This is a genomic window from Paenibacillus sp. FSL M8-0142 (assembly GCF_038597315.1).
Classification (GTDB): domain Bacteria; phylum Bacillota; class Bacilli; order Paenibacillales; family Paenibacillaceae; genus Paenibacillus_AQ; species Paenibacillus_AQ lactis.
Genome location: NZ_CP152008.1, coordinates 603568 through 623595, shown reverse-complemented (window position 1 = coordinate 623595; position 20028 = coordinate 603568). Strand labels below are relative to the sequence as shown.

The 20028-nt window shown below is 45.3% G+C and carries 15 protein-coding genes; 2 read left to right on the top strand and 13 right to left on the bottom strand.

The features are described from left to right. Window positions 1–353: 353 nt before the first annotated feature. From NSQ46_RS02625 to NSQ46_RS02600, 6 genes are read right to left on the bottom strand one after another with little or no spacing between them, the layout of a single operon-like run. On the bottom strand, window positions 354–1787 hold the full coding sequence (locus NSQ46_RS02625) for a DUF2142 domain-containing protein (protein ID WP_341342461.1): 1434 nt from the start codon (window positions 1785–1787) through the stop codon (window positions 354–356). 48 nt (window positions 1788–1835) lie between these two features. Continuing rightward, on the bottom strand, window positions 1836–2363 hold the full coding sequence (locus NSQ46_RS02620; protein WP_341342462.1) for a hypothetical protein: 528 nt from the start codon (window positions 2361–2363) through the stop codon (window positions 1836–1838). Continuing rightward, window positions 2350–4575 (bottom strand): glycosyltransferase, encoded by a 2226-nt coding sequence (locus tag NSQ46_RS02615; protein ID WP_341342463.1) that lies wholly within the window; start codon window positions 4573–4575, stop codon window positions 2350–2352. The genes NSQ46_RS02620 and NSQ46_RS02615 overlap by 14 nt, the downstream gene beginning before the upstream one ends. Window positions 4576–4591: 16 nt before the next feature. Next, the gene (locus NSQ46_RS02610) at window positions 4592–5452 is read right to left on the bottom strand and encodes a glycosyltransferase (RefSeq protein WP_341342464.1); all 861 of its coding nucleotides are present in this window, start codon (window positions 5450–5452) and stop codon (window positions 4592–4594) included. A gap of 21 nt (window positions 5453–5473) precedes the next feature. Beyond that, entirely contained in the window at window positions 5474–6217 is a 744-nt protein-coding gene (locus NSQ46_RS02605) for an ABC transporter ATP-binding protein (RefSeq protein ID WP_341342465.1), read from the bottom strand. A 13-nt stretch (window positions 6218–6230) separates the two neighbouring features. Next, window positions 6231–7010 carry an ABC transporter permease gene (locus tag NSQ46_RS02600; RefSeq protein WP_341342466.1) on the bottom strand — a complete coding sequence of 260 codons (780 nt, stop codon included), beginning with the start codon at window positions 7008–7010 and terminating at the stop codon, window positions 6231–6233. A 158-nt stretch (window positions 7011–7168) separates the two neighbouring features. On the opposite strand from NSQ46_RS02600, the gene NSQ46_RS02595 reads away from it, so the two are divergent. Then, on the top strand, window positions 7169–9628 hold the full coding sequence (locus NSQ46_RS02595; protein ID WP_342576312.1) for an O-antigen ligase family protein: 2460 nt from the start codon (window positions 7169–7171) through the stop codon (window positions 9626–9628). A gap of 81 nt (window positions 9629–9709) precedes the next feature. Here the strand turns inward: NSQ46_RS02595 and galU are convergent, their stop codons facing one another. After that, on the bottom strand, window positions 9710–10582 hold the full coding sequence (galU, locus tag NSQ46_RS02590; protein WP_341342468.1) for a UTP--glucose-1-phosphate uridylyltransferase GalU: 873 nt from the start codon (window positions 10580–10582) through the stop codon (window positions 9710–9712). Window positions 10583–11196: 614 nt separating this feature from the next. Between galU and NSQ46_RS02585 the strand changes: the two genes are divergently transcribed. After that, window positions 11197–12234 carry an acyltransferase family protein gene (locus tag NSQ46_RS02585; protein ID WP_341342469.1) on the top strand — a complete coding sequence of 346 codons (1038 nt, stop codon included), beginning with the start codon at window positions 11197–11199 and terminating at the stop codon, window positions 12232–12234. Window positions 12235–12605: 371 nt separating this feature from the next. On the opposite strand, the gene NSQ46_RS02580 is transcribed toward NSQ46_RS02585, so the two are convergent. From NSQ46_RS02580 to iolE, 6 genes are all read right to left on the bottom strand, one after another. Beyond that, window positions 12606–13613, bottom strand: coding sequence for a LacI family DNA-binding transcriptional regulator (locus tag NSQ46_RS02580; protein ID WP_341342470.1), 1008 nt, complete (start codon window positions 13611–13613; stop codon window positions 12606–12608). Window positions 13614–13860: 247 nt separating this feature from the next. Continuing rightward, window positions 13861–14661, bottom strand: a complete 801-nt coding sequence (iolB, locus tag NSQ46_RS02575; protein ID WP_341342471.1) for a 5-deoxy-glucuronate isomerase — start codon at window positions 14659–14661, stop codon at window positions 13861–13863. Window positions 14662–14797: 136 nt separating this feature from the next. Next, window positions 14798–15832: an inositol 2-dehydrogenase gene (iolG, locus tag NSQ46_RS02570; protein WP_341342472.1), complete on the bottom strand. Its 1035-nt coding sequence runs from the start codon at window positions 15830–15832 to the stop codon at window positions 14798–14800. A 25-nt stretch (window positions 15833–15857) separates the two neighbouring features. Continuing rightward, entirely contained in the window at window positions 15858–17303 is a 1446-nt protein-coding gene (locus NSQ46_RS02565) for a CoA-acylating methylmalonate-semialdehyde dehydrogenase (protein WP_342576311.1), read from the bottom strand. Between the two features lie 217 nt (window positions 17304–17520). Beyond that, entirely contained in the window at window positions 17521–18534 is a 1014-nt protein-coding gene (gene iolC, locus NSQ46_RS02560; protein ID WP_341342474.1) for a 5-dehydro-2-deoxygluconokinase, read from the bottom strand. 390 nt (window positions 18535–18924) lie between these two features. Beyond that, the gene (iolE, locus tag NSQ46_RS02555) at window positions 18925–19839 is read right to left on the bottom strand and encodes a myo-inosose-2 dehydratase (protein ID WP_341342475.1); all 915 of its coding nucleotides are present in this window, start codon (window positions 19837–19839) and stop codon (window positions 18925–18927) included. Between the last annotated feature and the right edge of the window lie 189 nt (window positions 19840–20028).

Below are 20028 nucleotides of genomic sequence, written 5' to 3'. Positions count from 1 at the left end.
GAGTTGCTCTCTCTATAGATGAATAGAATTCTCTGAACAACTCCTGTATCTTGTAAATATCCCCAGCCACCTTTTCTTATTGCTTCCTCGCTACTCGAAGTGGGTTAAAAATACCGCGGTTTTATATGGAGAGGCGGACATGATAAGCTGATTAGCAACGCGAATTCCTTGTGCTTCGCGTCTTTCACGAGTACTCATGCCCGCAGAGGCTCCATGTCAAATCGCTCTATTATACTATCAAACGTACCTTTAACCACGAGTTTAGCGAAGAGCCCTCTTATCTTATAATACAAAAGTTCACGCCACAAACTGTTTCACTTTAGCAGAATGCTAATTTCTAATAACCACCGTTTTTATGGTATCCAATACCGAATAATTAAAATAAACGTCATTAAAGCAGTTGTAAAATAAGAAATTGGAACTATTAATTGATCAAGTGCATTACACGCCCTGCTCTTCCAGTCCTTCAAATAATGGTTAGAGTATAAAAGAATAAAAGCCAAAAGTGAAAATGGAATAAAGTATCTACCTTGCACTCCTGAAACAATTTCATGGCCAATCCCCCCAATTTCCGGTAACGATGTCCATATTAAATAGAGGGAGGTCTCAACTAATAAAAATATTAGAATAAATACCAAAAAACCATAGATTTTATTTCTCCAGCTTATAATTATTTCATGATTTGTGTCTATAAAAGCAATGAATAAAAGCAATAGGAAATATAGCACAATGAATATAGGAGGGAAGTTAGTATCCAACCAGCCTAAATTACCTACAAAACTATTTAAATAAAAAAACTTTAGTTCAGAAATAGTTCTTAAAATGATTCCTGCATATTCAAATGGATGATTGATAATAAAAATCAATTGTTCCTTCATAAAAGATTCTGCTCCAGGAGCAGCAGTTGTATTTTTCGAGATTATAATCCATATTAAATGGCCTATAATACCTGAAGCCATTACAATTCCAATGGAAGTTAATTTTTTTTTCAAAGTGCCAAATTTAATACTCGGAATCATGATAAGAAGTAATAATAACGGAAAGTACACCTGTTTTAATTCTATTAATACTATAGAAATTATAGAAAGCAGAATGACATCATTTCTACCCAAACCGGTATAATCCTTATTGTAACAAATATTCATAATAACACTGAAAGTAAGGAAACAGAGACCAATAACCATGGAATCGTAACTTAATGAAGCGGCCAGCCCCACAGACATAGGCATTATTGAAAGAAAGAATAGTAATCTCTTGTAAAATGGTATTAATTTGATCGATGTGTATATGCAAAGCATGTAAAACAAGAGATTCCCTACTCTTCCTGCATACATATACATTAAAGGAGAAATTGATTGAGATTCTCCTAGATTAAGTACTTTCATTAATAGCTCGAAAGATAGCATTGCACCCGCTTGAGGAATATACAGTATGGGATTTGTCTTTGCTGTACTGTACCCCACATAAGACTTTTCAGTATACTCAGTATTTAATGAGAAGTACCCATAAAGTTTACTATAACTGTATTTCTCATCTAGCGCATTAATCATGTAACGATGAGAATCTTCAAACTCTAATATTTCATTAGGTATATAGCTTCCAATAACTCCGTCGACATTATCAGGCAGAATAGAAAATTGCGAGACAAGATAAGCTTTTTTAAAATGACTATCCTCATCAGCCATTTGGAACGGAGGAACAATAAAAACTAACAATAAACCAATAAACAACATGACCTTTAAAAAAAACATTTCAATCTTAAAACTCGAATCCTTCGTAACTCCCACAATGGCACCCCATTTAAGTAAAGCTTTAAATAAATCTTACTTAGTTAGTTAGAATAATGTTTTATTATAAACAACTCTAAATACTAAGTCTCCATCCATTCGAACACCATTTTGAAAAAGGCTACCGTCTTTATAATGATCTTTAGATGATTTATAAACAGTGATTGACTTATCCACTGGGCTGCCGTTGGATTTTATAAATAAAATATACTCTTTTCCTTTAGATACCGTAATTGGAGGGAAACGATAATCAAAATATGCATTATCAACAATGCTTTTAGCTTTAACAGTTGTAGAATAAATTATCTTCCTCGTTTTCGCTCTTTTAATTCCAATTACTATATCACCTGAATTTTCCCTCATATATGTTCCAAACTTAATTGAAAAACCACTTATATTATTTACAGAAGAGTAAAAGGACTGTTCGATTTCGATACCATCCGAAATTCCTCCCACTGTATCATTACTAAGAGATTGATCAATGCTTAACTCAATCTTGCCTATATTTCCTACATACACAAAGATAATTAATAGCAGTAACAGAACTAGAAAAAAGATTCTTTTAAATTTTTGCATAATCTTCTCCCTTAGTAGTTTGAAAACCATACAACTTCAAAATTTCTTGCTCAATAGATACCCAATTTCTTTGCTCTGCAGTTCTAACTCCGTTTTTAATAATTTGACTACGAAGATTATGGTCACTACAAACCAATTCAATCATATGTAATGCTTCGTCAATATTTCCTTGTTCGTATAACAAGCAATTTTCAGAATGCATTAAATATTCGATATTCCCCTCATTAGGGGCAACAATTGCTATCCCCCCTGTTGCCATCATTTCCAGTGGTGGATAGGAGAAACTTTCCAATAGACTTGATTTAAGTAATATATGGCACTCGGAATATATTTTACTGACCTCATCATAAGGTATTTTATTTAGGAACTTGTCTACCCGATACCAATCCTTGGGTTTTCCACTATACGATAAGTACCAAATTTCAAATTTTGAAGGATCCAATTTATTTGTTATTTTGAAGCTCTCATCAACGTTTTTATAATAATCATTGGAATTACCTTCCACAAGTATCCTTATCTTGCCTTCAAACGTTCTCTCCTTGTAGGTGAACAATGATAAATCAATTCCATTTGGTGCATACTCTACCTTCTTTTTGTACCTATTTTCCAACCATGATTCGCACCATTTAGAGATGGTTATATAATTGATATCTGAGAAGGAGTTATAGGTTAAGTTCGCCCAAATTCTCATCTCATTTCCAGGTTCATAGAAACGAGTTTCGAAATTCTGTACTAAATAGTATTTTTCTTTTATTTTTGAATATGAATACAAAAAATCGGTAGTTGACCACAATGTGGCAACGCACTTTCTAAATAGCCCATGAAAAGAGTGACGATGATAGGATATCACTATAGTCTCACCATCTTTATTTATGATATTTTCATCATCATCGCTCATAGAAATTATTGTGACATCTATTCCGTTATTCCGTAGTATATTGCAATGTTTAATTACAACATTAACCCCACCGCTTATTTGTGTTGATGGTAATACAAAAGCGATATTATCATTTAATTTAGATTCTATAAATTCAAATAACCCATAACCACTTCCTAATGTAGTCCACCCATCCATAACATCATTAAAGGCCTGCAAACCGATTCTAGAACGATAACTGCTATCAACTATTAATTTATCTAAATAATACAGCCAGTCTTTAGCTGAATCGCAAAGTATTCCGTTTCTTTCATGTACTATTACCTCATTAAAGGCCCCTACATTGCTTGCAATAGTAGGTACTTTAACAAGCCCCGCCTCCATCCATTTATTTTCGGATTTCGCTTCATTAAATATAGATGAGACTAAGGGAGCTAAGTTAACATCCACATTGGATATGATTTCAGGTAGATTTGTCCAATCTGTAAATTTCTCAAAAATAATTCTATCAGAGTAATCATTCAGTTGTTCTGGGATATCTAAAATACCAACAACTTTCAGATACAAGTTTTTATGTTTATCAAACATTCGCTTGATTGGATCAATGATTAAATTAAAATCTTCGTTGTGAGTTATGCTACCACTAAAATAACCTAAAATAATTTTCTCATTGTTTCGAGTGTTTAGTCCACTAATTTCCTTTCTCTTTAATGCATCTAAAGAAATACTAACCATCTTTTCAGATGCAACATTCCTATTTATAAACACTTCACTTACATAATTTCCAAGTTCATTTGAGAGTCTACTTGTTGTAGTAATTGCATAGTCACACATAGATAGAGTTTTTTTAGTCCGAATCACTCCATCCATATACATCTCATATTCTTCCTTGCTCATCGTCTTTAAATGATCAATTGTCTTTACATACTTCTGATCAATAACCAAATCATCAATATCAAAAAATATCTTTTTATTAAAATACTTAGCTTTTTCAATTAATTGTCCAACAGTTTCAGTGAACGGACACCGAAAAAACACAAATGCTCTATAATAATTCACCATATCAATCGTTAGATTCTCATAATAAACACTATCGCACGAATACCCATTATAATGTAATTGTTCTATTTGATGATCGATTCTATATCTAGGCGGATGTGGAAGAGAACATCCGTTTATAAAAAGGACATCTTTAAAATGATTCCTATCATTCAATTGCATTTGAGCCCTTAATAGTTTTCTTTTAGTATAGCCATAAGATTTCTTTAAAAAAGATATAGTTCCCTCATATTTAAGTGTAGATACTGACTTTTTAAGTAGCAAATTAATGCCCAAATAGATCACCTTCTATTTATTTATATTCAGAAAGCATTTTTTTTCGTTGTTTTTTGATGTAGGGCTTCCGTCTTTCTCCTCCAGCAGTAGATGTTGGTGAGATTCTCCAATGATATAAAACTTTAGGTATGTGTCTAATTACAGAGGAAACCTGTACAGCACGAATGGCAAGATCCCAGTCCTGAACACCTTCATACCCGACCCTAAAGCCACCTAATTTTTCAATTATTGTTGTCCTGTACACTACTAAATGACAAAAATAATTTAGCGAAAACAGTAATTTAGGGTTCCAATTTTTTTTGAAAAATGGTTGGGTCCTAGTGTTTCCTAATAATTTATCTTCATCACTATAGATTATATCTACATTTGGGAATTTATTGATTTCTGAAACCACTTCGAATAATGCGATTGGAGACAAGATATCATCATTATCCAGCAGAGCTATAAATTCACCATTAGCTAATTCAAACGCACTATTACTACAGGCAGAAATATGCCCATTTTGTTCACGATAGACAACTCTTATTCTTTCATCTCTTGATTTATATTCCTCTAGTACTTCCCTCACATGAGGGAGTGTAGAACAATCATCAGCTATACATAACTCCCAGTATGGATAAGTTTGTTTAATTACTGATTCTATACATTCAATTAAATGACCGCGTTTTGCATTATATACAGGCAAAATAATTGATATAATAGGTTTATAATCCATAACAATTTCAGATTGTTCAGAAGGCAATTTTTCATTTTCAGCAATCCATTTATTATACCAATTGACACTTAACTCCTTAAATACCCAAAAAAGATTATATTTTATTGTAAAACGAATACAAAATTTCAATAGAGCATAATAAATGCTTGTTACTAGAAACAATTTTTATATCCTCCGTCCATTCTAGCTATATTTAGAATAGTAAAAAGTACAAAGGTCTGATATATTACCCCTCCTAATGACTTGACCTTTTTCTAATATAACTCCACTTGTACACAAGCTTTGTATCTGATCCATTGAGTGTGATACAAGTAAGACGCTGGTTCCCTTATTAACCATTTCGTTTATTTTTTCTTCGCATTTTTGTTGAAATTTAAAATCCCCTACGGATAATATCTCATCTACTATCAATAGTTCAGGCGTTGTTGATGTGGCAATTGCAAATCCTAATCTTGCATACATACCGGATGAAAAATTCTTAACAGGGACATCAATAAATTGTTCTAATTCAGAGAAAGAAACTATGTCATCAAATCTTGAATCCATCTCTTTCTTACTGAATCCTAGTATTGCACCATTTAAATATATATTCTCTCTTGCAGTCAGTTCCGTATCAAAACCTGCTCCTAGTTCTATTAGTGGGGCCATCTTCCCAAAAACATTAACTCGACCTTTTGTTGGTTTTAAAACACCAGCTACGATTTTTAACAGTGTACTTTTACCCGCTCCATTTAAACCTAATATCCCAAAAAGTTCTCCTCTCTGTACTTGAAAGCTCACATCACTAAGCGCCCAAAATTCAGTGTAGGATATTTGATTTTTGAATCTTTTGATCAAATATTCTTTAAAGGTGGTGATTTTTTCAGTAGTCATATTAAAACACATAGAAACATTTTGAATGTCAACAATCGCTTCATTTACAGCCATACAATGTTACTCCTTAAATATATAATATGAATTTATCTTGTTTTCTCTTGAATAAATAAAGACCAGCGAACAGTGTCACAATGGCGTAACTTGCGCATTGAACATTAAGTTCAAGAGGCGGAACATGACCATATAATAATGATTCTCTAAAATGTGTTATAAAATAGAACAGTGGATTACTCAATAATAAAACCATAAATTTATCCGGCATTATGTTCATCGGATAAATGATTGGAGTTGCGTACATCCAAGCAGTAATTAGGACACCATAGATATGTTCAATATCTCTAAAAAACACTACAAGGCTACTCAAAATCAAACCAACCCCAACACTAAATACAAACAAATATAAAATAGACACGATACTATAAATGACTGTATATTCGAGATGAACTCCTGTAATTATACAAACGATAAGTACTGCACAAAAAGAAAACAACATATTAACCAGTGAATAAATGGCTTTAGACAATGGGAATATGTATTTTGGAACATATATTTTCTTGATTATTTGCCCAGAAGAGTAAATAGAAGTCATTGCTAACGAAGTAGAGTCTGAGAAAAAAGAAAATAATACTTGGCCACTTATAACATAGGCTGCAAAATTTTCTACATTAAATTTGAATAATTCTTGAAATACTAATGTAATTATAATCATAGTAAACAAAGGGTTTAATACACTCCAAAAAACCCCTAAGACTGAGCGTTTATATTTTATTTTCACATCTTTGATTACTAACAACTTCAATAAATTCGTATACTTTAGAAAGTTCGCAATATAATTCTTCATCATTTCACATTCTCCATTACACCTGACCAATTTTTTATTACATAACAAAATGTTCTATTAATATCAGTTCGAAAAATTATACTTATATCCTGATCTCTAGCTCCTACGGTATTACCTGTGCTAGAATATTGTCGTATCTACAAGAAAAGGAGCTAATTACGTTGTCGAAACCAGTATACGGCAAAAAAGCCGCTGAGTCGAGGAATAGAGAGAAAAGTTCAGCTTTATTTTGGGTGTTATTAGTAGGAATCATTCTTTTTCTAGCATGGACGCCATTCCAAACGGCATTATTTAACGGACAGCAGTTAACTTTTGAAAAGCCTATTTTTTGGGCATCGTTTTTATCCTGCCTATTGCTACTGCTCTGGATCGCTCATTCCTTCAAGAACATTCAATTGAAAGATCAGCGTGACTGGTTAGCTGTGGGCGTACTTCTTCTGCCCCTAACATACTTAATTTCGTTAATTAGCGCTGCATCCCAGGTTCTTGCTATGAACATGGTGATCATCAACTGTATTTACGCAACGATGTTTGTCATTGGGTTATATACGCTTCGTGACAAGTTGGGAAATCGAATCATCCAAAATACCATCATGACGGTCGCCTACCTTATTGTTGGTTTCGGCCTCCTAAATTGGTTCGGCCAGGGCAAGACAGCCGGTGCGATCGCAAAATGGTTCTCCAACACCGTGCTTAACGGAACATACACTCATGCCGTCATGACAGATTCCAACGGTTTACGTCTTACTTCCGTATTCCAGTATGCCAATACATACGCTGCCTTTTTGATGGCATTCCTATTTGCAGCTGTATTCTGCATTACTGCTTCACGAAAGTGGTACGGTAAGGCGTTCCATAGCTTCATGCTCGTACCGATCATTGTGTCGCTGCTCTTGACGCTATCCCGTGGCGGTCTGGTCATGCTGCCGGTTGTATTTGTTCTACTGCTGTTGTTCCTAAAGCCTGCTCAACAGCTGCTATGGATCCTATACTGCGGCATTGCCGGCGTCGCATCGCTCTTAATCTCTAAATCCGTGACAGAACTGGGACTGCAGTTGAATGAAACGTTTAGCGGCAGCGGAGCGTTACAGGGATGGGGAATCCTGATTGGTTCATCGGCGGTCGTAGGACTGATCGGGTGGGCAATTCAGAGCTTTGTCGCTCCGAAACTGGACAAGGCCTTGGGGAATTGGTCCTCTAAAAAAGGCTCCAGCTTATGGATTCCGATTGGATCTACGGTGATTGGTGGCCTGTTGATCTTCCTGTTTATTGGGACTGGCCTCAAAAATATTTTGCCGCAAAACATTAGCGTCCGCTTGGAGAACATAAACTTTAACCAGCATAGTGTTCTGGAGCGTTTCACTTTCTATAAAGATGCGATGAAGGTTCTTGCGGATTATCCGATTATCGGTGCAGGCGGCGGTGCCTGGGCCTCGCTTTACGAGCAGTATCAGAACAACCCGTATACGAGCCGTCAGGCTCATAACTTCTTCCTGCAGTATCTCGTCGAGGTTGGTATTCTCGGCTTTGTGATTTTCATGGCATTTATCTTGTATATCTTCTATAAATATATTCGCGGCTACATGAAGGGAACCGAGGAAGATCGTAACAGCCACTTCCTGTATCTCATTATCGTGCTTTCCATTCTGATGCACAGTATTTTGGACTTTAACATGAGTTATGTGTTTATGGGGATTCTCGTATTCCTGGGGCTCGGCGGTATGGCGGCATTCATGGAACATAAACCGCTCGTCAAATGGAAGGTAAACGATTCTACTTATAGAAGCGTCTTTAGTGCAGTCTTCGGGCTCGGTGCTATATTGGTATTGGTTACATCGATTCGTTATGTGCAAGCCGCCGATGCAGCACTGGATGCTCACAGAGTTGTCCAGGTTAGCATTTCTTTCGAAGAGATCAAAGCACCACTGGACAAAGATCTCAGCATCCGCTCAAGCCATCCGGATTCCGTACTGATGTTAGCATCGCTATATCAGGCAGTCTACCAGCAGAACCAGGATGAAAGCTTCTATAATGCGTCGGTAGATTTGCTGAACAAGGCACTAGCAAACGAGCCATACAACAAATCAATTCTTCGGAGTCTCATCAAGACATATGAAATGAAACAACAGCCGGAACTAGCATATGATGTCTTGATTCAGAACGCGCATAAATTCAATTGGGATATCGAATGGTACCAGGACATTATCCTCCAAGGTTATGAACTTGGCATGAAAGCTCTCGGAACGGGCGACCACGCTAAAAAAGATGAATACTTCGAACATGCAACCGATGCTTTCGCAAAAGTCCAGAAAGGCATTCAGCATCTTAAAACGCTGCCGGAAGGACAACTTCAAGGGAATCCGTTTGAAAATACTCCGGAAATGATCCTCCATGCAGGCAAGATGCATTACATGATGAATCAGCCGGAGCAAGCAGTAAATGTGCTCAAAATCGGCATTCAGGACGATCTGTCGCAATCATCTGCTCAAGAGATTGTTAGATGGTACCTCGCTGCACTTCAGAAGCAAGGACAGAGTGATGAGTCTCTGCTTGTGAAGTTAAAGCAGGTTGATCCGAATGCAGAGCAAAACATCAAGCAATTGGCGGATCTGCAATTCTAAATCAAATAGCGGGTACGTTACGGTAGATTAATAGGATCTACCTGGAACGTACCCGCTATTTTTTTGTTATGAATGTAGAGACTATCTTACTTTCTCCATTATTTTACTCATGTAGGCAAGCAAATCTTCACGTAAATCCTCACGCTGCAGTGCATAGTGAATGCTGGTCTGAATATACCCCATCTTCTCTCCGACATCGTGACGAATCCCCGCGAAATTATAAGCTAAGATGGGGCTTCGATGGGCTAATACCGATAGGGCATCGGTTAGCTGAATTTCCCCGTTCTTCCCAGCTTCTTGATCCTCCAGTATATCAAAAATAACAGAAGGCAAAATATAGCGTCCCATGATTGCTAGGTTGGACGGGGCTTCTTCTCGCGAAGGCTTCTCAACAAGCCTTGTCGTTTCATAAATTCTTTCGGATTTTCTAAGGCCATCAACAATACCGTAGCGATTGACTTCATCCCAGTCAACGGTTTGTACTCCTACAACAGCCGATTGATATGTATCGTAAACCTTTATCATTTGTTTCAGACACGGCACTTCCGACTCCACAATATCATCACCGAGCAGCACCGCAAACGGCTCGTCCCCTATGAACTTCCGCGCACACCATATTGCGTGCCCTAGGCCCTTTGGCTCTTTTTGTCGGATATAATGAATGTCAGCTAAGTTCGACGGCTTCTGGACTTCCTCCAGCAGCTCCCATTTTCCTTTCCCCGCCAAATTATGCTCGAGCTCAAAGGACGAGTCGAAATGGTCTTCAATTGCCCGTTTCCCCTTACCAGTAACGATAATAATATCTTCAATACCGGATGCAACCGCTTCTTCAATAATATATTGAATCGTTGGCTTGTCCACAATAGGAAGCATTTCTTTCGGCATCGCTTTCGTGGCCGGCAGGAATCGCGTACCTAATCCTGCAGCTGGTATGATCGCTTTACGAATGTTCATTTCTAACTATCGTCTCCATTTCCGCATTTTCCCGAATGAATCTATTGTAACATGTCCCGACCAGTCGTTCGACAATAAAATGGTTTTTGTCAAAGTAATGGAGCTTCAACCTAAAGGCCGTCTAACCCTGTAGAAAAAGTACAAATCATATTAAATATAAGTACTAATCGAGCTTACGGCCGTACTTGATTATCCATCATGACAAATGCACCCCAGTTTTACACTAGCGCTCCCGCCATCGATTTCACCGTTTACAACAACCAATAAATTGGTTATTAAGACGGTAACACCAATCGCCTGCAAAGAAGCGGCACGAAGCACCTGTCTGAAAGAAGATGAGCCGACTGAGGGGAATCCGGTATTTCAGATACCTTCATTCCGAGGCTGATCCCCTCTTGCCCAGTTACAGACGTCTCCGTCAAGCGAATATTTCATTATCTTTTAAACGATATCTTCACGCTTAATTCGTACCTTCACAGCTTAGAACACAGCTCAAGATCAATACCCTAAACCCAAGCCCCCTTCCAACTTCAACCATGGAAAGCCCCACTGCCATCCGATATACTAAAACGAAACTTCATTGGAACGTCAAACCCAAAGGAGCTGGTTGCCAGATGAAAGAGAGAGACGTCTATTTTGATAACCTCAAATTCATACTGATCCTGTTGGTGGTCGTGGGGCACCTCATAGAGCCGTTTAACGGCGATCCCTGGATAGGAACGGTTTATCAGTTCATTTACTCGTTTCACATGCCGCTGTTTATTTTCGCGGCGGGTTATTTCTCCAAACACATCCAATACCCCAAATACTACATCAGCCTGCTGTCGGGATTGGTCGTGCCGTACTTCATTTTCGAGACGCTGTACACCTTGTTCGACTATTACATGCAGGGACTGGATCGGCTCGACTTCACCTATTTTTACCCCTACTGGATTCTGTGGTTCCTCTTCAGCATGATACTGTGGAAAATGCTTCTGCCATACCTGCTGATGCTCAAATATCCGCTGATCATCTGCATCGCGTTGTCGGTCCTGCTCGGATACTCGATCGACGTGGATTATTACGCGAGCATTTCGCGCACGCTGTATTTCCTGCCTTTTTTTCTCATTGGATATTATTTCAAAAGGGAGTGGCTAAACGCCTTCAAAACCCGATCATTTCAGCTGCTGTCCATTGCCATCCTCACCGGCGGATTTGCCTTGCTGCATGGCCTGACACCCATTCTGCAAACAAACGCCAGCTGGTTCTACGGTGCCATGCCATATCTGGAATTCGGTTTGGAATCTTGGAACGCCGGACTTTACCGAATACTGACCTATGCCTTCACGGCCCTGATGGGTCTATGCTTACTTTCCATCATTCCGGAGACGAGGCAGCCCTATTCGGAACGGGGACTTTATACCATGTACGTTTTTCTGCTGCACGGATTTATCGTCAAAACAATGCAGTATAACGGGTGGCTCGAGGCCACCTTCCAGTCGACTGGAGGTAAACTGCTGCTGATTCCTCTTGGCATCATTTTGACCTGGGTGCTGTCCTCGCCCTGGATCAAACGCGGTTTCGGGTGGATCGTCGAACCGAACGTCGAGCCGCTGTTCAAGGAACAGATCCGCCGCCGGCCGAAGAATGTCCTTAAACAAGAGGAATATTAGCATAAAGCATGACGCCGACCACCACACGCCGGGAGCTCCACTAATGCCCTAAAAAACCCTGAATTAGCATGAGGCATGACTCTGACCACTACACACTGTGAGATTCGAGGGTACCCGAATAACCTGAGCTCGTGTTACGCCGATCCGGTAGTGGCAGCAGAGCCCCCACCAGCCCACGTAAAAAAGGCCTTCCTGCAGCTGCTTTTACGCAAGCGTTGCGGGAAGGCCTCTTCTGTCGAGGCGTGGAGTCAAGCAGATCGTCGCCTCCGAAAGCCCTGCAATACGTGGGTAATCCCCATTCATGCATCGTCTACACCGAGCTGGTAAGAGCAATGCGTATTGGAAGGCTTGGATAGATGTATTAAAAGTTTCTATGATAGCGGCGCCGTTGAGCCGCGGATCACCAGCTCCGGGGGAAGCACCATCCGCCGGGCGGGATCGTCTTGTCCGGACAGCTCCTGCACCACCAGGTCGACCGCCAGGCGGCCCATCTCCTCGATCGGCTGGGCGATCACGGTGAGCGGCGGATCGGTGACACGCGCCAGGATGGTATCGTCAAAGCTGACGACCGAGCAATCCTCCGGCACGCGCAGCCCGAGCTCGCGAATCGCCTGAAGGGCGCCGATTGCCAGCAGATCGTTACAGCAGAACAGCCCCGTCGGGTGCTCCGCCAGCTTCAGCATAGCCTTAGCTCTCCGGTATCCATCCTCGATCTTGTGGTCGCAGACTGCAATATGATCAGGAGGCAGTTCCACGCCGAACGAGGCTGCAGTCTCGACAAACCCTCTTACCCGCTCACCGCTGCTTGTCACCCGCTCATTCTCCGCAAGCACCGCCAGCCTGCGGTGGCCGAGGCGAAGCAAATGCTCGGCAGCCAGACGCCCGCCGTCGAGATCATGAACCCGCACGCAGCTCGCCCCAAGCTCCGGATGGTCCCGGGCGATGAGCGTGATCGCCAGCGAATGCTCCTGCAGCGGCTTAAGCAGCTCGCCGTGGGATACACCCGTGCCGATAATGACGCCATCCACTTGCTTTTGCTTTAGCAGACTGACATAGCGTTTTACCTTTTCTTCATTGTTATCCGTACTGCAGATAATCACACTGTACCCAAGCTGATGCCCGCGATCCTCAACGGCCCGTGCAATCTCGGCAAAAAACGGGTTGGAGATATCGGGAACGAGCAGGCCGAGGGTATAGGTTCTTTTGCTGGCGAGGGCAGAGGCAATCGCATTAGGCCGGTAATTCAAGCGCTTCATGATATTCAAAATCTCTTCACGCCGTTGGCGGCTGATCTTGCCCTTGCCGTTAATGACATGAGAGACGGTCGCAATGGAGACGCCGGCTTCGCGCGCAACGTCATAAATAGTCGCTTTGATCATCCCTTGTGCTCCATTTGTTTAATTTTGGCATTTAAATCATTATGCGCTCCCGGCCCGCTTCGTGCAAGGCCATTTTAGCGTCGATCCCGTTTGCTGGGGACCTGTCTCTTAAACAATAGGTTAAAATGCATTTCACGGTGCTTATCGTACAAGCATGGACTCCATTATCCTCGTTGCAGCAGCCATCCTTTTTTACAACACATAACTGAGGAACGGCTGACGGGGAAAATAGACCAGCTTCTGCCCCTTATTTCATTAGCCAGTCATGATCGGGATCGTTGCGGAACTTCCAGATCCGCTTCGGCCCTGCCATGACGTTCAGGTAGTACACGTCATATCCGGGAGGCGCCGAAACGGGGTGGTAGCCCTCGGGCACCATAACCGACTGGCCGTCCTTAACCGCCATCGTTTCATCCAGCGAACGATCGTCAGTGTAGACCCGCTGGACAGCAAAGCCCTGCTCCGGCTGCACCCGGAAATAATAGGTTTCCTCAAGCCGGGATTCCTCCGGCAGCTCATCGCGGTCATGCTTGTGCGGCGGATAGCTGGACCAGTTTCCTCCGTCCGTAAACACCTCGACCACCAGCAGGCTGTCCGCCGGCTTTTGCTCCGGAAGAATGTTATGCACCAGGCGCGACATGCTCCCGCTGCCGCGGTTTTCGACGCCGACGTCCTCCGGCGCGATCAGGCGCGCCTGATGATTGCCTTGCCCCGGGGCAAGACAGACCGCCAGCTCCAGCTCGGTAAGCGCCGTGACTTCGTACGGTTCCTGCGAAGGAACATACACCGTATAGGGCGGCGTCTTTTCAAACACGCTCATCCGCTGGCCAATGTTGTCCCAGCGCTCTCCTCCAGCCTTCACGTCGGCACGGCCGGACAGCAGAACAAGAGCCGCTTCCTTATCTCTCGTCCCCCGGGTCAGCGTCTGTCCTTCGCTTAAACGGTATACCTCAAAGCCTACATATTCCCAGCCTGCGCTTTCCGGCGTAATGGACAGCACGCATCCGTCCCCGTCCGGAGCCGTAGAAGGCACAATTAGGTTCGGCATGATTCTTTCCCCCCTCTAAAATATCCTTTTTTCAGTTGATGAATGGAGCGAGCCTGAGCGGACAGCTCGTGTCATAGGATCGATGTTCATCCCGTAGGCGCAGGCCTAATGCCGCTCCATTACATCCTCTCCAGGCTTAGCTCACCGCGGAAATGCCGCTGCTTAGCTCGGCAAGCTTCACCGGGCGGCCCTGCTCCAGGGATCGCTTGGCCGCCAAGGCAATCAGCTCCGCCTGCAGACCGTCATGGCCGCTGACCGGTACTGGCGTGCCCTTTTTCAAACTCTCAATAAACTGACGCGTTTCGTTGATGTAGGCTTCTTTATACCGCTCCAGGAAGAAGTACAACGGCTTGTCGCGGATGACGCCCTCCGGGCCGCTGACGACAGCGGTGCTCGGATAATCATTGTCGGCGGAAACGCTGCCGCCGGAGCCGAATACCTCGACCCGCTGATCATAGCCGTAAACCGCCTTGCGGCTGTTGTCGATGACGCCGAGCGCCCCGTTTGCAAACCGCAGCGTCGTAACGGCCGTGTCAATATCACCCTGTTCTCCGATCGCAGGATCTACCAGCACCGCCCCCTGGGCGTACACTTCGACCACTTCACTGCCCGAAAGAAAACGGGCGATGTCAAAATCATGAATCGCCATATCCATAAACAGCCCGCCGGACACCTTAATATAATCCGGATGCGGCGGATTCGGATCGCGGGAGGTAATCTTGATCAAATGCGGCTCCCCGATTTTCCCCTCGGACACAATTTCGCGGACCCGGCAGAAATTATGGTCGAACCGGCGGTTGAAGCCAATCTGCAGACTCACGCCGGCAGCCTCCGCGGCCGCGAGCGCCTCGCGGGTTTGCTCTACGCTCATGCTGACCGGCTTCTCGCAAAAAATATGCTTGCCGTTCGCCGCAGCCTGCTTGATCAGCGGGACATGTGTATCCGTCGAGGAGCAGATGAAAACGGCATCGAGGTCCGGATGCTCCATGATCTCGGTACTGTTGTTCGTAACCAAGGGAATGCCCCGCTCCGCGGCCCAGGCACGCAGCTCGTCTCCGGCGTATAGATCGCTGACGGCCACAATTTCTGCGCCCGGCATGTGCAGCAGATGATCCGCATGGATTTTGCCGATTCGTCCGGCACCGATAATGCCGATTTTAATGGTTTTCATATGAATGTCTCCTCCGCTTATGAGCTTACCAGCGTGCCGTTACCATTTTCTTTCGGGTATAGAATTCCACGCCGTCGGTGCCGTTCGCATGCAGGTCCCCATAGAAGGAGTTTTTCCAGCCGGAGAACGGGAAGAATGCCATCGGCGCAGGAACGCCGAGGTTGACGCCCAGCATGCCGGCATCGATATGCTCGCGGAACTGGCGCACGTCGCTGCCGTCCTGTGTGAACAGGCAGGCACCATTGGCGAAGTCCGAGCGGTTGGAAATTTCAATGGCTTCCTCCAGCGTTTCTGCACGCATGACGGATAGCACCGGTGCAAAAATTTCGTCCCTCCAGATCTTCATCTCGCAGGTCACTTCATCAAAAATCGTCGGTCCGACAAAATACCCCTCACCGTTCGTGGCATCATCCTTCCGCCCGTCACGGACCAGCTTGGCTCCTTCCTGCTCGCCCGCCTCAATGTAAGAGAGCGTGCGCTCCTTGTGGGCTTGCCGGATCACCGGCCCCAGGAAAACACCTTCATCCGCCCCGTTGCCGATGGAGATTTCATCGGCCGCTTGCTTCAGCTTCCCGATCAGCGGCTCCGCTACGTCCCCAACGGCTACCACCACGGAGCAGGCCATACAGCGCTCACCGGCCGAACCGAAGGCCGCGCTGACGATTTGGGTGACGGCTGCGTCCAAGTCGGCTGATGGCATCACGATGCTGTGGTTTTTGGCTCCGGCCAAGGCCTGGACGCGCTTGCCGTAGGAAGAAGCGGTTTTGTACACGTACTCCGCCACCGGCTGAGAGCCTACAAAGGATACGGCAGCAATGCCCGGATGCTCCAAAATGCCGTTGACCACGTCATGCGCGCCATGAACAACGTTGAGCACGCCGTCCGGAAGGCCGGCTTCCGCGAACAGCTCCGCCAGACGCTGGGCCAAGAGCGGCGTGCGCTCCGACGGCTTCAGCACGAACGCATTGCCGCAGGCGATGGCGAGCGGGAACATCCAGCACGGCACCATCATCGGGAAGTTGAACGGCGTGATGCCGGCTACAACACCGATCGGATAACTGTACATCCCGGACTCCAGATTGGTGGCGATGTCGGGAAGCTGTTTGCCCATCATCAGCGTGGGCGCGCCGGCTGCAAATTCCACGCACTCGATGCCGCGCTGCACTTCGCCGTAGGCTTCGGCATAGCTTTTGCCGTTCTCCGCGGTAATGAGGCGGGCCAGCTCCTCCCAGTGCTCCACAAGCAGTTGTTGATACTTGAACAGAATGCGCGCGCGGCGAGGCACGGCGGTCTTCGCCCAGGAGCGCCCCGCTTTGGCTGCTGCCTGCACCGCCAGGTCTACCTCCTCCTTGGTCGAAAGCGGCACGTAAGCGAGAATCTCCTCCGTCGCCGGATTGTAGACGGGATCGGTTGTTTCGGATCGGGATGGCACAAATTGTCCGCCGATATAATTGCTCAGGGTTTGCGTCATGGCTGGTTAGCCCCTTTCGATTGAATCAGTTAGCGTTTTTGATTGGATCCGTTAGGATATTGGTTAGGATCAGTCAGGATATTTATTGAGATTGGTCAGGATATTAGTTGAGATCACTCAGGATATTCAGTAGAATCCGTCAGGACCTTCGATAAAATCAGAGAGCCTTCGCCAAGCTATATAAGTCACCGTAAATGAATGGTCAGATGCACGGTACCTAGGTATTAGCCGTGATTTCCCCGCGCTTGCAGCGCTCCATATAATCGTGAACCGCTTCGCTTGTCGGCATGGCATCGGAGCAGCTGTGGCTGGAGATGACAATGCTTGCCGCCGCGCTGCCGAATTCCATGGACCGCTCAATGGTCCAGCCCTGCATTAGACCGTACAGAAAACCTGCGGCGTACGAATCCCCTGCCCCGAACGTCTTGATGACCTTTGCCGGAAAGCTTTGAGCCGTATGGCTGGTGCCGTCCGGTGTATATGCGATGGAGCCCTCCTTGCCGTGCTTGATAATGACGATCCTGGCGCTGTAGTCAAACCACTTGGCCGCCGTGATGCGGTCGCTCCGCTCCGGGTTGCCTCCAAACTGCTCCATCATGTCGAACTCCTCACGCGTGCCGAGGATGATATCGCATTTTTCAGCCGCCAGATTATAATAGGTCGCCGTTTCCTGAGGGGATTTCCAAGTGTACGGACGGTAATCCAGATCAAACGCAATTACGGCGCCGTGGCGCTTGGCATATTCCAGAGCCAGGAACACCGCTTCCCGGGAAGGGCTGGCCGCAAGCGCGGTTCCGGAGATCAGCACCATTTTGGCGGAAGCAATCAATTCCTCGTTCACATCCCCCGTCTCCAGCAGCAAATCCGCAGCGTTGTCGCGGTACATCAGGATGCTGCAGTCGGTCGGACTTTTAATTTCGGTAAAAGCCAGCCCCGTCACGGCACCGGTACGGTCGGTCGTTACGCCCTGCGTCGCAATTCCGTTATCCTTCAGGTATTTGGTAATAAAACGCCCCATCTGATCGTCTGCCACCTTGCCGATGAAGCCCGTATTCAGGCCCAGGCGGGCCATTCCGATACAGATATTGGCCGGGGATCCGCCCACATACTTGGTAAACGTGCTCGTCTCTTCCATCGGCCGGTTAATCTCATTGGCGTTCAAGTCGATGCACAATCTCCCCACGGCGACAAAATCCACCGGCTTTTCGTCGTTAAACGTGATTTCACTCATGGATGAACCTCCTTGATCAGATCGGCCCACGCTGAGCATTCATAGGAATGTATGGCTCGGCTCTTCAATGGCCGTAATCACTTGTAAGTTGAACAAATGAATGTGCGTTAGGGCAAGTACGTAAAATGTTCCTACAATCGCTGTTGTTTTCAGATTTATTGATTTTATAGAACCTATTGCGGTAGAAATCCGAAACCAAAGGCGACCGTTCCACTTTCTTCGGAATCATTTCACTCCCTTGCCTGCATCGTTTTCTTAAGTCCAACTTATATTAGATAGTTAAATTCAGGAATTACCGGGTGTCCGATAAGCAAACTGGTAATCTCACTGCATTTTGGAACTCTGCCGAATTGCTATCAGCCTAGTTTTCGGCTCACGAACCGAGCGGCTTCATACCTGCGGCTTGAGCTGGCCTTCCAGACGATCCAGGTATTCGATCGCCCGCTGAGCATACGCCTTGGCCGGATGCAGCGCAGGATCCTGTTCTCCTTCCAGCATCGCCCAGCCGTTATAACCGCGCTCCATGAGCTCTCCGATAATCGGCGCAAAATCGATGCAGCCATCGCCGGGAACCGTGAACACGCCCCTGCGGATACAGCTCACGAAATCGCAGCCATCTAGACGTGCCTGCTCCAAGATTTCATGCCGGATATCCTTCAGGTGGATATACGCGATCCGGTCATAATGCTTGCGGAGCAGCTCGAGCGGATCGCTTCCCCCGTAATAGGCATGGCCGGTATCGTAAAGGAGAAACACGAGCGAAGGGTCGGTCATCGCCATCAGCCGGTCGATTTCGGCCGGCTGCTCCACGACCGTGCCGCCATGGTGATGATACGTCAGCTTCATGCCGTAGCTCGCCGCAATTTCGCCGGCCTGGTTGAGGCCCTCCGCCAGGCTTTCCCACCCGGCGTCATCCAGGCGTAGAACGACACGCTCGTTCGGCGTCCGGCGGGGATCGAAGTGCAGCGAGCCTCCGACCTCCGCCGTGCTGATGACCTTGCTGCCAAAACCGGCCAGAAACTCCGCATGCCGGCGGTAGTCCTCCAGCTCCTGCTTCCGGTAAGCGGGATCGGAGAACAGCACGGACTTCCACTGCGAGACCAGTTGAATGCCGCGGGACTCCAGCTCCCGCTTCAGCACCGCCGGATCCTTCGGAAATTTCCTGCCCATCTCCGTGCCTGTCAAACCCAAAGCCGCAATATCATCCACAATCGTTTCAAACGTTGTGTCATCTCCATGCTCTCTGACATCCTCGCCGACCCAGTTGATGGGGTGGATCCCCAGCTTGAACAGCCTGTTGCTCATATCCAGCGCTCCCTTGCTTTGTTTGGTAGAGTGGCTTCCTTGCTCTAGACGCTTAGACCTTAGTAGGACCTTGCTTCCTTACTCCGGGCTCTTAGTCGAACCGGCTTCCTTCAGCCGAGATACTTGTAAAGCCTTCCTTGCCCGGACTTCTCTTGCGCAGAGCTGCTTAGTACAGCTTCTGCCGCGCCG